Genomic DNA, 14,351 nt, shown 5'->3' with positions numbered 1-14,351 from the left:
AAAATGATATATGGCCCATTACTTTTCTTGTCGGTTTAAACTAACCATTTCTGAAGCTTAAATAATATTTTTTCTTTATTTCATTAAATTATAATTTAAGCTTATATTGGAATAATTAATTTGGGGAAACCTGTTATTATCCCGGTCCGGTAATTATCCGGCATAATTACAAAGCCGGTTCAAAATATTTTATTATAACATTAAAAGTAATAATTCATGCCTCGCCTGGCCATTGTGGAAGATAACCTGCTGCTGCGGAAAAATTTAATCCAACGCTTGTCTGGATATCCGGATTTAAATATTGTATTGGTATGTTCGAATGGCAAGCAGTTTGTAGACGCCCTGCCGGATCTTGTACCGGAGCAAATGCCCGAAGTGGTACTAATGGATGTAGCGATGGATGAGATGAACGGCATTGAAGCAACCGGCCTTGCAAAAGAGAAATACCCCCATTTGCATATTTTAATGTTGAGTGTTTTCGATGACGATGACCGGGTTTTTAATGCTATCCGGGCCGGTGCCAGCGGCTATTTATTAAAAGAAGAAACTGCCGCATCCCTGGTTTCGGCCATACAGGGTGCTCTGGAAGGGAAAGCCTACATGTCGCCGCCCATAGCCAAGAAAACCCTGGAATTTGTAAGGCACTCGCTTAAAGTTGCGCCAGCGAGCAAAGCCCCGGATAAAGATGCGCCGAGCCTGAGTAAGCGGGAACTGGAAATATTGCAGATGTTGTCGCAGGGACTCACCTACCAGCATATTTCAACCTCATTATTTTTAAGTGAATATACCGTGCAAACCCACGTAAAGAACATTTACAGCAAAATGCACGTCTCAAACAAAGTGGCCGCCATCCGTATGGCAATGGAAAATAATTGGTTCGATAAATTTTAGAAATTAAAAATCAGGTAATCTGCCCGGCTACAGTAAACCTAAATGTAGCAGGGCATCGCCCTGATTGACTACCGGCATCCGGTTTAACCCGATTACGTAGCCTGCTTTGGGAGCCTTTAAACTTACCGACATCTGGCCATAAGGATCCGCAATGCTTCCAATCACCTGGCTTTTTTGGATATAATCGCCTAAAGCTATCTGGCTCCGGAACAAACCCGCTACTTTGGCGCGTACCCAGGAAGTTCTTTGGCACACTTTAGGCAGTTTACCCGGCGACACATTACTTTTTTGTATTTGCAAAAAAGCTAACACCCGAATAGTACCGTTTATCCCTTCCTGAATACCTGCTTCATCAAAACGCAACGATTCACCGCCTTCGAAAACAATAATATTTTTACCGTATTTAGAGGCCTCTTTGCGTAAAGATTTGGGCCGGAGATTAGCATTAATAACAAAGGGCGCCGCAAAAGCATAAGCCATTTGGGCCGCCACCGGGTTAGACAATAAGCACCGCACTTGCGGGTAATTGGCCCTACTAGCGCCCCCCGTATGAAAATCAATACCATAATCGACCCAGGGTAATATTTCCCTCACAAACTTATGGGCTACCCGGCTGGCTAACGACCCGCCTTCACTGCCCGGGAAGCTGCGGTTAACATCTTTGCCATCGGGCACCTCGCGCGAAAAATTCAAAAAACCGTAAATATTAAGCACCGGAATGGCTATAATGGTGCCGCGCGCCGGCCGCAGCATTTTCCGGCGCAGCATCCGGCGCACCGTTTCAATACCATTTACTTCGTCACCGTGCATGCCCGCCATCAACAACAAAACCGGTCCGTCTTCGGGCGCCCGGAATACATGCACCGGAATATCAATAACGGTACCACTGGGCAGCCGCGAAATATTCAGGCGAATTAACACCTGCTGGCCTAAACCAATATTTTGCCCGTTAATGGTAATTACCTGCGGCATTTATTCCCGTTGTTTTTGCTTGGCTTTTTTCTTCTGTACTAAAGCTTCGGTGTACTGAATTATTTTACTCGCAATATCCAGGTTGGTGGCTTTCTCTATCCCTTCCAGGCCCGGAGAAGAATTAACTTCCAGAATTAGCGGTCCGCGTTTAGATTGCAGCATATCTACGCCGGCTACGGCTAAGTCCAGGGTTTTAGCCGCAAGTAAGGCGGCCGCTTTTTCGGCCCGCGATAGTTTTATGAGGGTACCTATGCCGCCCCGATGCAGGTTCGACCGGAATTCTCCGTCTCTGCCTTGCCGTTTCATGGCTCCTACTACTTCGCCGTTTACAATAAAAGCCCGGATATCGGCCCCCTTCGATTCCGAAATAAATTCCTGAACAATAATGCGCGCTTTCAGGTTATGAAATGCTTCAATTACCGATTCTGCGGCCTTGCTGGTTTCGGCCAGCACCACACCAAGCCCTTGGGTACCTTCGAGTAATTTAATTACCACGGGCGCCCCGCCTACCTGGTTAATGAGCTGCTTGCTGTCTTTGGAGTAATTGGTAAAAGCAGTTTTAGGCATACCCAAACCCGCCCGGGACAAATTCTGCATGGTGCGCAGTTTATCGCGGGAGCGCACAATGGCCTGCGAGCCCACCGCACTTTTTACCTTCATCATCTCGAACTGTCGTACCACGGCCGTACCGTAAAAGGTTACCGAGGCACCAATCCGGGGAATGACCGCATCAATACCGGTTACCAAGGCTCCTTTGTACATAATAGCCGGCTGACCGGCTTCAATAATTAAATCGCACTTAAGGTGGTCCAGCACTACCATCTCGTGCCCGCGGGCCTGGGCCGCCTCCACCAAACGCCGGGTAGAATACAACTTAGCATTACGGGACAGAATGACTATTTTCATAAATTATTCTTTTTCTTCTTTCTGTTAGCTCTTTTTTTCCTTTTCAGGGCCACGTTCTTTTTAGAAACATCCACCAAAAAATTATTCTGCAGCAGCGCCCGCCCAATTAAAACCGGATACTTTAAATCGCGCCGGTCCGACAAAGAAAAATCAGCCTCTAATATTTCTTCGTACAATTGAATCTGGGTGCGGATAACGTATCTCTCCTGCACATCGCCAAACGAACTCTTAATATCGCGCAGGGTAAATTCCTTAAATTGGAATAATTTATTGTCGTACTGCGGATGCGAAGGATCGAGCAACTGAAACCGGATAACCCGGCTGCCATCGCCCAGGGTTGCTTCCCGGATATCAGAGCAATGAATAGCTGAGGTATACGCTCCAGTATCTATTTTAGCTTCTACTTCGAACAACTCCAACAACGGAAAATTTACCATTTCCCGTCGTCCTATTATTTTTTTTGTTTCTTCTTCTCCCATGAACGAATCCGAAAGTAAGCATTATTTAAATAATGTGTGGTCTTACTAATCTCACCAATTTGTTTCACTAATAGCGGTATTATTGGCAATAACGTATAACAGTATGAAAATCTGAATGATTATTTCTTACGGATTAAAATTTAGCGACGCTCTAAATCACTTTTTCATGAAAAAACTTTGGCTTCTGTTAAATCTGTTCCTGGTTGTTACGGCACAGCCAGGCTGGCTGTTTGCTGCCCCGGCCACGTCTTATTCCAATTTGTTTGCTGCCCCGGAAAAAGTGTCGGCCCGTGGTGCCGCTTCGCCCGATGAACTTGCAAAAACCGTGTTATTGGCCATTCAGGAAAATAATATGAGCGCGTTAAATGCTTTTTTACTGGAGGACAAAGAAATAGTTCTGCTAAAAAGCAAAGGTTCGGAAGACATGCAGGCTTATCTGGAAAATACTACGGCCCCGGATCTACAAAATAACTTGCGCCGCAATTACCAAACCCTGATAGAAAAAGGAATAAGCCAAACCATTAACTGGTCGGATTACCAGGTGAGTGAGGCCCGGTTGGGAAAAGGATCGGCTAAAAACGCGTTTCTGCAACCATTAACCATTATTTTAACGGATAAACAAAACCAGCCGCTGGAGTTGTTATTAGAAACGGTTAAACTCAACAACCGTTATTACCTGTTCCGGCAACTGGAACTGAAGCCGCAGAAGAAAATTTAACCTGCACCAAGAGTTAGCGGAAAACTTCGGGATGGCGGCGCAAGTAACTGGCTACATCGTGCAGCAGAAACGTATGCCCAGTTTTAAGAAGCACCAATTCGCAATTTTCTACGGCTTTTACAAATACCTGCAAGCTGTGTTGGGGAATTACTTTGTCGAACTCACCTAAAAAGAGGTAAACTTTGGTGTTATGTTGGTTGAGTAGCCTTACAATTTCCCGAATATCGAAAGTAAGCTGGCTAAAGCCCATCCAGCTCTTATAAATCCGGAGGCGTTTGGGGGTAGATTCCATGTGCCAGTTGGCAAAACGCAGCAAACCTTTATCTACCACATTGTACCGGTCGAGTAATTTTACGAATTTAAAAAAGGGTACCGGCCGGAGCACCGTGCGTTTAAACATGCCTTGCAGCCACCCCGGGTAGGTAGCCATACTGTACCAGAAATTGGTTTTAATACCATCTGGCGCTACCAGCAATACTTTTTCAATTAAATGCGGAAATCCTTCGATTAAGGTAAGCGCAAATTTGCCGCCCATACTAAAGGCCATTACCGAGAACCGACTAATATTTTCTTCGTCCAGTAATTGTTGGATCAGGGCGCACAAAAATTCTTTCCGGAGCGGCCATTTAGATTTAGGCAGCTTGCTTTTACCGTGGAAAAATAAGTCGAAAGCGTAAACCGTGCAATCTGGTTTCAGGGCATCAGCCAATATCTGAAAATGGCTTCCCTCCTGCCCGTACCCGTGAAAAGCAAACACGATATGCTTTCCCCGGCCAAAAACCTGGTAATGAAGCTTCGCATTTTCCCGCTGAATAATTGGCAAGGGTTAGTTTTGAGTTATAAGTGGTAAGTAATAAGTTTTAAGATAGCCGCTGGCTGAGGTAGAAATACGGGAATAGTAAGGTGGTAGTTAGTTTTACTACTTTTAATTTAACCTATAACTAATAACATATACTTCATTATCAGTACCAAATACTAACGAAGTCTTAGTTGTTAGTGATAGGTTTGCTTATTTGCAACTTTCCATCATTTGGTATTTTACGCTATCTACTTTCTTATTATAAAGAAAATCTTGATATTTTTCTAAGCTGTCTTTTGAAGCAATGATTAACTCTAAAAATTCGTAATCTCCAAGCCCTCCAGGCGGAAATTGTGTCGCCATTCCCATTCCTTCTAACCATACACCAATTTCAGAAGTGCTAATTTCTGTATCCGCATCGTCCCAAAACATATAATTTGCTCTTCCAGGAACTGTAATCTTTTCACCTGAACTAGTCACTCGGTAATATTTATGGTTTATATATCCACTTTCAATTTTTCCTTTGTTAAGTAAAATCCCATTTTCAGGAAAGTTTAATTGTTCTCTGCCTTTAACTATTTCTACTTCTTGTCCGCAGTTTATTTCTTGAACTACGATAGCTTTTCCTTTAAAGTCTTCGTGAAAATTGAAGTCAAGCTTTTGAGCAGTCGCAGTTCCAATAGTTCCTGTCAAATACATAAAAATGTAAAAAGACGGATACCAAAGAATTATAGGCAAAAATGTAAAAAGTGTCTTTGCTAAAAGTCTTGCCTTACTGAACCATAAAAGTCCAACACCTAATAAGAAAACTGGCGCTGTAAAAATTAATATATAAGGATTCAATGACACAATAAATGTCAGAATAATAATTGTCAGCCCAATTATGTATATTTTATCTCTCAAGTAAATTCAGTTTGCTATTTTGTACTGTCTTTAAAATGAGCCATAACTAACAACTAACAACTAACAACTATATTTTCGAAACGCCACCCGAAACCACAAACTTCATTACTTCGCTGCTGGGCAGTTCCAAGTAGGTAACGTTTTCTTTGGGTACTACCCAGAGCTTACCCGAAAAATTGTAGGAATCCGGAAAATAGATAGCCATTTTATCGTCCATGCTGATAGATACCAGGCTGTCCTGGGTTACAAAACCGACGCGGTATAAAAGTGGTTCGGTTTGCATTTTTACCAACACCGGCCGGTTAAACTTCTGGTTATCGCCCACAAAGGCATCAAACAAATCTTTGATGGAGGAATAGATTATACTGACAATGGGTACCCGGTTAAAAATACGCTCGGTTAGGATAAAAAAAGGCCTAACCAGAAACGAAGTCCCGATAAAGCCAATAACGGTAAGCAATATAATCATTACCAATATGCCCAGTCCCGGAATGTGGTAGCCGGCAATATCCAGGTCAAATAAATCATCCAGCCAGTTGAGCATGGCCAGGATGATGTAAATGGTAAGGGCAATGGGAGCCGTAATCAGGAGCCCATTCAGGAAATATCGAAAGAATCGTCTCATCTGTTTTGCGGGGCGGATTCCGGAAGTTATATCCCGAACCGCTGTTATTCTACGGGCAGCAACACCGGCTGTTCCAGGGCCTGAATGCTATCGGCTACCTGCTGCATCAGCCACATGGGCGTTGAAGTTGCGCCACAAATACCTACCGACCGGCAATCCTGAAACCAGGCCAGCTCCAGTTCTTCCTCGTTCTCTACAAAGTAACTCCGGGGGTTTACCTGCTGGCAAACGCTATACAAGGCTTTGCCGTTAGAACTTTTTTTGCCGCTCACAAATATTATAACATCGTGCTCGGCGGCAAAACGGGTTAGTTGGGGCTCCCGGTTAGATACCTGCCGGCAAATGCTGTCGTTGGCATCAAAATCGGTTAAGGTACCTTTGGTCTGGGCTATTCGTTCTTCTATCTGGGCTTTTATCTTGTAAAAACCTTTGGTGCTTTTAGTTGTCTGGCTAAAGAGGGTAACTGGTCGGGTAAAATCTATTTTATCCAGGTCAGCTTCGGTAGTAACAATAATAGCCTGATCGTGGGTTTGGCCGGCAATACCAATTACTTCGGCGTGGCCCTGCTGTCCGTAAATAACAATTTGCCCATTCTGGGCAGTCATGTCGTCGTAGGCGTGTTTTACGCGGTTTTGCAGTTTTAAAACCACGGGGCAAGACGCATCTATCAGCTCAATATTATTTTTTAAGGCCAATTGGTACGTTTCGGGTGGCTCGCCGTGCGCCCGAATGAGCACCTTGCAATCGTGTAATTCTTTTAACTGATCCCGATCGATAATGCGCAGCCCTTTTTTATAAAGTCGCTGCACTTCCATGCTGTTGTGCACAATATCGCCGAGGCAATATAATTCAGGAACATTTTCCATTTCGTCTTCTGCCATCTGAATGGCAAATTCAACGCCGAAGCAATAGCCCGAATTTTTATCTATGGTTATGGTCATTTTATTAATACGAAACGGCCGGGTTCTTAAACAGCCAATAAGGTAAACTTTACTTGTCTGTTCAAAGATTAAGCCATTTTGGGCATAGCGGTTATTTTATGGTTATAACATTATTCTGATTCAGAAAATTCTCGCTGAAATATTTGTGCCGCAACTTGTTCTAAAACAAAATCTACCTGTTCATCGATGGTAATAAAAGTAGTATCGAGTAGCCGGGCATCGGGCGCCTGCATTAACGGACTTTCTTTCCGGGTGGAGTCAATGTGATCCCGTTTCTGTAGATTTTGAATAATTTCATCTATCGGCACCATTTCGCCTTTTTCCAGCAATTCTTCCTGCCGGCGTTTGGCCCGGGTATACACATCGGCCGTCATAAAAACCTTCACTTCAGCATCCGGAAAAACGGTGGTACCAATATCGCGGCCATCCATAACCACGCCCCTCTTTTTACCCATTTTCTGCTGCTGTTTTACCAGGCAATGGCGCACCTCCGGAATAACACTTACCTCGCTTACTTTATTAGAGATATACATTTTCCGAATTTCATCTTCTACGTTTAAACCGTTCAGAAAAACTTCGTTGCGCTGGGTTTTGGCGTTCCGTTCAAACGTAATATGAATCTCGGATAAGGCCTGGTTTATTTTTTTGGGATTCGTTAAATCAATGTAGTGGTCCAGAAAATACAGGGTAACTGCCCGGTACATGGCCCCAGTATCTATGTATGCGTAATGCAGCTCTTTGGCTACTATTTTCGCAGTAGTACTTTTTCCACAAGATGAATATCCGTCGATGGCTACTACAATCTTTTTCATATAAAAAGCTGCTGTTTTAACTTATATTTTACTCATTACACGGGCAAGGCACTGATTTGCCTTTCCGCATTTTCTTTTTGTAAGCCATCGTTTTCTTGGTCAGGGAGCTTTTGCGGCTACACGCCATTTCAGCTGCGCTGCCGCTTAAAAACAAAAGCAACATTAAAAGCCATAATACTTTTTTAAAAACCATCTACTCAATTTATTAATAAACAGATTCTTACCTGCTACTGATTGCGTAATATTTTAGGATAGCTAGCCGGCAACCTTCATAAAAAATTGATTAAATCTAAAAAGCAATTTACCTCCGTTTCGCTGCGCTCCTATCCATACGTAATCACTGCCCCAAAAATACGAAAAGAGATTGACTATTATTGTTTATTTAGCTTCAAGCGTTCAGATAAAGTAAACTAATAAGCCATATTGTATTATTTCTGTGCAACTACACGGGTAAGCTTTCCGGGCCGGGCAGTGGCTGTTTCCAGCCAAAATCTGCATTGGTTTTTTCTACGTGACAGGCGTGGCAGAGCAATTGAAAATTAGAAAGCCAGCAACCACCCCCGCCGTATTTTACCGGAATAATGTGATCTACTTTTAAATTGCGGCGCGAACGGCAAACAGCACACTTCCGGCCCTGGTATTTTCCCAAATAATATTCATAGGTACCCACTTGCCCATCTATTATAGCCCATACGGCCGTGGCAAATTTGGTGCAGTCGTTAGTAGCCCACCGACGACGGCGACCGGTTAAAGCTATGCCGCAACCGCAGGAGCATAAGCCATCTTTCCGGTCCGGAAACATATCCGGAAAAGCCAGGTGGGATTGAATACGACGGAAAGCATTTATTTTTACCTGCGTGTAAATATCCTGTGGGTCGAAAAATATAACCCGCTCCTGCCAGGCGTATTTCAATTTAAGCTTTTTAAAAGGTAAGGGATCCGAAAAAAATTTAATAACAGTAGATTGGTAGGTTTCCGCTTGCATCTATAATTCGCCACTCTAAATATTATTTCTTAAACGAAGGCAAAATTACACAAGCTGCCACTAAGTGCAACAGATAATCTTCACTCCGGTTCAGATTTATAATTCCTAATATTGCTGTGATATCTTTAATATGTGACCCCGTTTTCGCGCATAATGATGGAGGGTTTTGTTCTAAATATTAGCTTATTTTGTTTTTATAAACGTATGTAATTACCCAACCCCAGCATTTACGCAACATGCCGACCTACCCGAAAGATTTTAACATTAGCGGAAAAATAATAGACGTATTGCAAAACCGGATATTTGAAGGCACCCTGGAAGTAGTAAACGGTAAGATCCAAAAAATAACGCCAGGGCCAACTGAGGATACCAGATATATTTTGCCGGGTTTTATTGATGCTCATGTGCACATCGAAAGTTCGATGCTGGTGCCTTCTGAATTTGCCCGGCTGGCGGTGGTGCACGGCACGGTAGCTACGGTATCGGACCCCCACGAAATAGGCAATGTACTGGGCCTGACCGGGGTAGAATATATGCTCCGAAACGGGGAAAAAGTACCTTTTAAGTTTTACTTTGGGGCACCATCCTGCGTGCCGGCCACGCCTTTTGAAACCGCCGGCGCCGAAATTACGCCCGACGATATTGAAGAATTATTTCAGCGAAACGAGATAAAATACCTGGCCGAAATGATGAACTGGCCCGGCGTTTTAAACCAGGACCCGGATGTAACCCAGAAAATTACTTTGGCCCAGAAATTTGGGAAGCAGATAGATGGCCATGCGCCAGGCTTGCGGGGCGAGCAGGCGCGCCAATATATGGCGGCCGGCATTAGCACCGACCACGAATGCTTTACGGCCGAAGAAGCCCTGGATAAGTTAGCCTACGGCATGAAGATTTTAATTCGCGAAGGCAGCGCCGCCCGTAACTTCGAAGATTTAATTGATTTGCTGCCGGATTACCCCGGGCGCATAATGTTTTGCTCCGACGATAAACACCCGGACAACCTGGTAGAAGGCCATATTAACGTTTTGGTGAAGCGGGCGTTAGCCAAAGGTATCGATTTATTTAAAGTGCTGCAAGCCGCCTGCGTGAACCCGGTGCAACACTACGACCTGGAAGTTGGCCTTTTACAACCCGGCGACCCGGCCGATTTTATTTTGGTTGATAACCTGGAAGAATTAAACGTTTTGAAAACGTATATTGGCGGTTTTTTAGTTGCCGAAAACGGCCGTTCCGCCATTCCTTACACCTCCAGTGAAATTGTTAATAATTTTAAAACCGAGACGAAAACACCAGCCCAATTCTGCGTACCCGCTCCCGCCGGCATTATTCAAATACAGGTAATTGAAGCCGCCGATGGGCAATTAATTACCGGCAGTACGCAGGTAAAGCCCAACCTTAAAAATGGGGTTATTATTTCGGATGCAGCGCAGGATATATTAAAAGTAGCCGTGATAAACCGGTACCAAAATACCCAACCCGCCGTGGCTTTTATCCGGAACTTTGGGTTAAAAGATGGCGCTATTGCCTCTTCGGTCGCGCACGATTCACATAATATTATAGTTGTTGGGGTTGAAGACGAAAGTATTTGCCGGGCGGTAAACTTAATTATAGAAGCTAAAGGCGGTATTGCGGCCGTAGGCCAGCATACCGAAAAAATTCTACCCTTGCCCGTGGCCGGTATTATGTCGGATGCGGATGGTTATGAAGTAGCTAAGGCTTACTCCGATATAGACCGTTTTGCCAAAGAATTGGGCAGCACATTACAATCTCCATTCATGACGCTTTCTTTTATGGCTTTATTGGTAATCCCAGCCCTTAAGTTAAGTGACAAAGGACTCTTTGATGGGGAAAAATTTACGTTTACTTCGCTGTTCGTATAAGTAAAACCGGCTTCACCTCCCCTTTCTGAAATAGCTTTCAGCATTACTTGTAAAAAGGTTAAATCGCTTTTGCAAAGCTGTTTGAATATTTCATTTTTCTAGAGTCTTTTTTCTAAGCAGAAAATGGTACGCTTTACCAGGTGTATTTATTCGTAAAATAAAGCCTGATTCCTTTTGCAAAAGGAATAATCTTGGTTCCTATCTATTGGCTAATCATTTATAGCTGATACTGTTCAACATTGTTCAAAATAACACTTACCCCTAAACTTTACTGTTCCTCACAATACCTTAGGGCTACCCACCGGGGCTTAGTTAGTATTATGCTGGATTTCTACTTTCCTAAAGCAAATAGGAATAGTATTTTTATTTATGGTTTTATTTAGCCGAACATCTATTTTAAGCATCTATTCACACTCAACAGCATCCTAAATAAAATTATATAAAAAATATTACTATATAATTATTAACAAATAAAAATTTTACTTTATTTTGGCATTACATACTATACACATTGAAATAAACCAACATATCTTCAACAGCCAAAAAACAACAACAGCTTGTTAAATTTAAATCATGCAAGCTCTTTAAACCAACAATAAACTAATCTGGCCTGCATAATACAATATTTTTAAAACATTAATACTACCCTAAAATATCACCTTAACTTATAAAGATTAATTATGATAATTTTTACTCATTTAAATAAAAAAACTTATCTAAAGATTAATTTATATTTATCATCACTAATCACTCTTTTACTTTGGCCTATTTTAACGCAAGCCCAATTTGTAACAAAAGGAGATGCCGTAAAAATATCGGATAGATGTTATAAAATAACCGAGGACAAGTTAAACCGCTATGGTACCATCTGGTGGAACGAGAAAATTGATTTATCGCGACCGGTAGAACTAAGTTTTATTTTGTACATGGGCACGAAAGACCAGTATGGTGCGGATGGCATTGCCTTTTTATTTCACGATGACCCGCGGGGTTATGAAGCAACCGGAGCGGTGGCCGGAGGTTTGGGGTATGGCTACTCTGTCCAGGATCCTAACGCCAATGTAATTAAGCCATCGGTAGCTATTGAATTTGATACATACGACAATGGTTCGGCTTACGGCGATTTCCATGATGACCACACCACGGTTGTTTACAACGGCAAGGTAGGCCAGCCGGAGTATACGGCCATTCCTATCAATCCGAACAGCCGGAACATAGAAGACAATACCTGCCATGTTTATAAGATATCCTGGGATCCGGCAACGCAGGAATTAAAACTGTATTTTGATGACCAGTTACGCTTTACAAAGAAAGACGATATCATTAACAACGTTTTTAATGGCCAGACTTTAGTTTATTATGGCTTTTCGGGTTCTACCGGCGGCATGTCTAATGAACAAACCATTTGCTTATTGGATCCCGACAGTAAGCCTGATGCGCAAAATGACCTGGTGGCAGCTGAGCGTGATAAACCAATAATCATACCCGTAACTGCCAACGATGGTCACACCCGCGGCGAACCCATTACGCTGTCCAATATTGCGGGTATGCCCCAGAACGGCATAGTAACCCTAGACGGACAAACTATAATTTACACGCCAAATCCTGGTTTTATTGGTACCGATACCTTTACGTACGAAGTTTGCGAAGCCGGTTCAACCAAATGTTACTCTAGATGTGCTACGGCCACGGTAACCGTTAACGTGGCTTGTCCTGCTAACCTGTTGCCTCAATCAGCTACCATTTCAACTTCGGGTCCTACTACTATTTGTGACAAAGGCAGCCTAACTTTATCGGTGCCGGAGCAACCCGGGGTTACGTACCAATGGAAGAAAGACGGGCAAAATACCGGCTCCAATACCCCCAGTTTAGTTGTTTCGGAAAGTGGCATTTATACCATAGAACTGACGAACGAATGCGGCCGGACCAATGGCAACAATTCCGTTACAGTTTCGGAAAGTGTTACGCCCCCAATAGTGACTATTACTGCCGCAGGTACAACCAGCGTGTGCGGGAGCGGTAGTATTGATTTATCGGTACCCACTCAAGCTGATATTACTTATCAATGGCTAAAGGATGGACAACCCGTTGGCCCCAATAGCAACCGCTTTACCGCCACCGAAGCCGGCACTTACGGCCTAGTCTTAATTAACACGTGCGGCCGGGTTAGTGCCAGCAACACCGTTACCTTTACCATTACGCCGGCACCTCGTCCGGAAACAATAACAGCCGATGGCCCTACTACCGTTTGCGGCAACGGCCGGGTAAATTTATCGGTGCCGGAACAGGTAGGCGTTACTTACCAATGGAAGCTTAACGGAAAAAATGTAGGTGATAATAGTAATAAATTTACCGCCACGGAAGCCGGTATCTACTCCATTGAATTAGCTAACGCTTGTGGTACCATTAATGGTAGCAATTCTATAACGTTTACCATTAACCCTACGCCGGAACCAGTTGCTATTACGGCCAACGGGCCAACTACCTTTTGCGAAACCGGCAGTGTAACCTTAGCGGTGCCGCAGCAGACGGGCATAAACTATCAGTGGAAAAAAGACGACCAGAACGTTGGCACCAATAGCCACACTTTAACAGCCACCGCCACCGGCGAATACACCGTTACCTTAATCAACGACTGCGGAACTGTAGTAGCCACTAATAAGATTTCGGTAAACGCCCAAACCCCACTTTCGCCGCCGGTTGTGACTAAAGGCGAGCGGTGCGGCCCCGGTAGTATTACCTTAACAGCCACTGGTGGCACTGACGGGGAGTACCGCTGGTATAATGCTGCAACAGCTACAGCCCCATTAACAGGAGCCACACGAAGTACCTTTACGACTCCTGTTCTGCAATCCACCAGCACTTATTATGTATCATTGGTCCGGAATGGTTGCGAAAGCGAAAGAATCCCGGTTCAGGGGATTATTCATTCCGTATCGGTTGCAACTATAAGTCCCAACGTTACCATCAACTACGGAGAAAGCACCGTGTTAAAAGCTTCGGGTGGCACTACTTACCTGTGGCAGCCAACAACAGGACTAAGCAACCCCACCGAAGCCGACCTAACGGTTCGCCCCACCGAAACCACCACTTATACTGTTACCATCAACAACCCAGCAGGTTGTAGTACCGAGGCCCAGGTTACCGTAACTGTTTCGCAGGATTTGGTTATTCCAACGGGTATTTCTCCTAACGGTGATGGGGTAAACGAAACCTGGGAAATTACCAACATCAACAAATTCCCAACAGCCCGGATAGAAATATTTAACCGCTGGGGCAATAAAATCTATGACGCTACCGGGTACCGCAATAACTGGGATGGCACCTGGAAAGGCTCTCCGCTACCGGTAGGCACTTATTTCTATGTAATTACGCTCGAAAAAGGACGCAAATTAACCGGCCCGATCAGCATTGTTCATTAATTAAAATTATAATTA

The 14,351-nt window shown here is 43.8% G+C and carries 13 protein-coding genes; 4 read left to right on the top strand and 9 right to left on the bottom strand.

Features of this window, described 5'->3' with window-relative positions; translation table 11 throughout:
* Nucleotides 1-216 precede the first annotated feature (216 nt).
* The gene (locus AAE02nite_RS22045; RefSeq protein ID WP_146903326.1) at nt 217-891 is read left to right on the top strand and encodes a LuxR C-terminal-related transcriptional regulator; all 675 of its coding nucleotides are present in this window, start codon (nt 217-219) and stop codon (nt 889-891) included.
* 27 nt (nt 892-918) lie between these two features.
* On the opposite strand, the gene AAE02nite_RS22040 is transcribed toward AAE02nite_RS22045, so the two are convergent.
* The 3 genes from AAE02nite_RS22040 to AAE02nite_RS22030 are packed head-to-tail and all read right to left on the bottom strand — an operon-like array spanning nt 919 to nt 3,248.
* Nucleotides 919-1,863, bottom strand: coding sequence for a succinylglutamate desuccinylase/aspartoacylase family protein (locus tag AAE02nite_RS22040; protein ID WP_146903323.1), 945 nt, complete (start codon nt 1,861-1,863; stop codon nt 919-921).
* Nucleotides 1,864-2,769 carry a 30S ribosomal protein S6--L-glutamate ligase gene (gene rimK / locus AAE02nite_RS22035; RefSeq protein WP_146903320.1) on the bottom strand — a complete coding sequence of 302 codons (906 nt, stop codon included), beginning with the start codon at nt 2,767-2,769 and terminating at the stop codon, nt 1,864-1,866.
* The gene (locus AAE02nite_RS22030) at nt 2,766-3,248 is read right to left on the bottom strand and encodes an ATP-dependent zinc protease family protein (protein WP_146903317.1); all 483 of its coding nucleotides are present in this window, start codon (nt 3,246-3,248) and stop codon (nt 2,766-2,768) included. The genes rimK and AAE02nite_RS22030 overlap by 4 nt, the downstream gene beginning before the upstream one ends.
* Nucleotides 3,249-3,414: 166 nt before the next feature.
* On the opposite strand from AAE02nite_RS22030, the gene AAE02nite_RS22025 reads away from it, so the two are divergent.
* On the top strand, nt 3,415-3,966 hold the full coding sequence (locus tag AAE02nite_RS22025; protein ID WP_146903314.1) for a hypothetical protein: 552 nt from the start codon (nt 3,415-3,417) through the stop codon (nt 3,964-3,966).
* 13 nt (nt 3,967-3,979) lie between these two features.
* On the opposite strand, the gene AAE02nite_RS22020 is transcribed toward AAE02nite_RS22025, so the two are convergent.
* From AAE02nite_RS22020 to AAE02nite_RS21995, 6 genes are all read right to left on the bottom strand, one after another.
* Nucleotides 3,980-4,789 carry an alpha/beta fold hydrolase gene (locus AAE02nite_RS22020; protein ID WP_146903311.1) on the bottom strand — a complete coding sequence of 270 codons (810 nt, stop codon included), beginning with the start codon at nt 4,787-4,789 and terminating at the stop codon, nt 3,980-3,982.
* A gap of 186 nt (nt 4,790-4,975) precedes the next feature.
* On the bottom strand, nt 4,976-5,668 hold the full coding sequence (locus AAE02nite_RS22015) for a DUF6843 domain-containing protein (RefSeq protein ID WP_146903308.1): 693 nt from the start codon (nt 5,666-5,668) through the stop codon (nt 4,976-4,978).
* Nucleotides 5,669-5,735: 67 nt separating this feature from the next.
* Nucleotides 5,736-6,293 (bottom strand): DUF502 domain-containing protein, encoded by a 558-nt coding sequence (locus AAE02nite_RS22010; RefSeq protein ID WP_146903305.1) that lies wholly within the window; start codon nt 6,291-6,293, stop codon nt 5,736-5,738.
* 44 nt (nt 6,294-6,337) lie between these two features.
* Nucleotides 6,338-7,234, bottom strand: a complete 897-nt coding sequence (locus AAE02nite_RS22005; RefSeq protein WP_146903302.1) for a 4-hydroxy-3-methylbut-2-enyl diphosphate reductase — start codon at nt 7,232-7,234, stop codon at nt 6,338-6,340.
* Between the two features lie 110 nt (nt 7,235-7,344).
* Nucleotides 7,345-8,046 (bottom strand): (d)CMP kinase, encoded by a 702-nt coding sequence (cmk, locus tag AAE02nite_RS22000; protein ID WP_146903300.1) that lies wholly within the window; start codon nt 8,044-8,046, stop codon nt 7,345-7,347.
* Nucleotides 8,047-8,488: 442 nt separating this feature from the next.
* Complete coding sequence (locus AAE02nite_RS21995; RefSeq protein ID WP_218033540.1) at nt 8,489-8,959, bottom strand: HNH endonuclease; 471 nt, start codon at nt 8,957-8,959, stop codon at nt 8,489-8,491.
* Nucleotides 8,960-9,267: 308 nt separating this feature from the next.
* Between AAE02nite_RS21995 and ade the strand changes: the two genes are divergently transcribed.
* Nucleotides 9,268-10,914: an adenine deaminase gene (gene ade, locus AAE02nite_RS21990; RefSeq protein ID WP_146903297.1), complete on the top strand. Its 1,647-nt coding sequence runs from the start codon at nt 9,268-9,270 to the stop codon at nt 10,912-10,914.
* A gap of 680 nt (nt 10,915-11,594) precedes the next feature.
* Entirely contained in the window at nt 11,595-14,336 is a 2,742-nt protein-coding gene (locus AAE02nite_RS21985) for a lectin-like domain-containing protein (protein WP_146903293.1), read from the top strand.
* The last annotated feature ends 15 nt before the right edge of the window (nt 14,337-14,351 follow it).

Source organism: Adhaeribacter aerolatus, assembly GCF_007991635.1.
GTDB lineage: Bacteria > Bacteroidota > Bacteroidia > Cytophagales > Hymenobacteraceae > Adhaeribacter > Adhaeribacter aerolatus.
The sequence above is the reverse complement of the archived record's forward strand: the minus strand, read 5'-3'. Positions and strand labels throughout refer to the sequence as shown.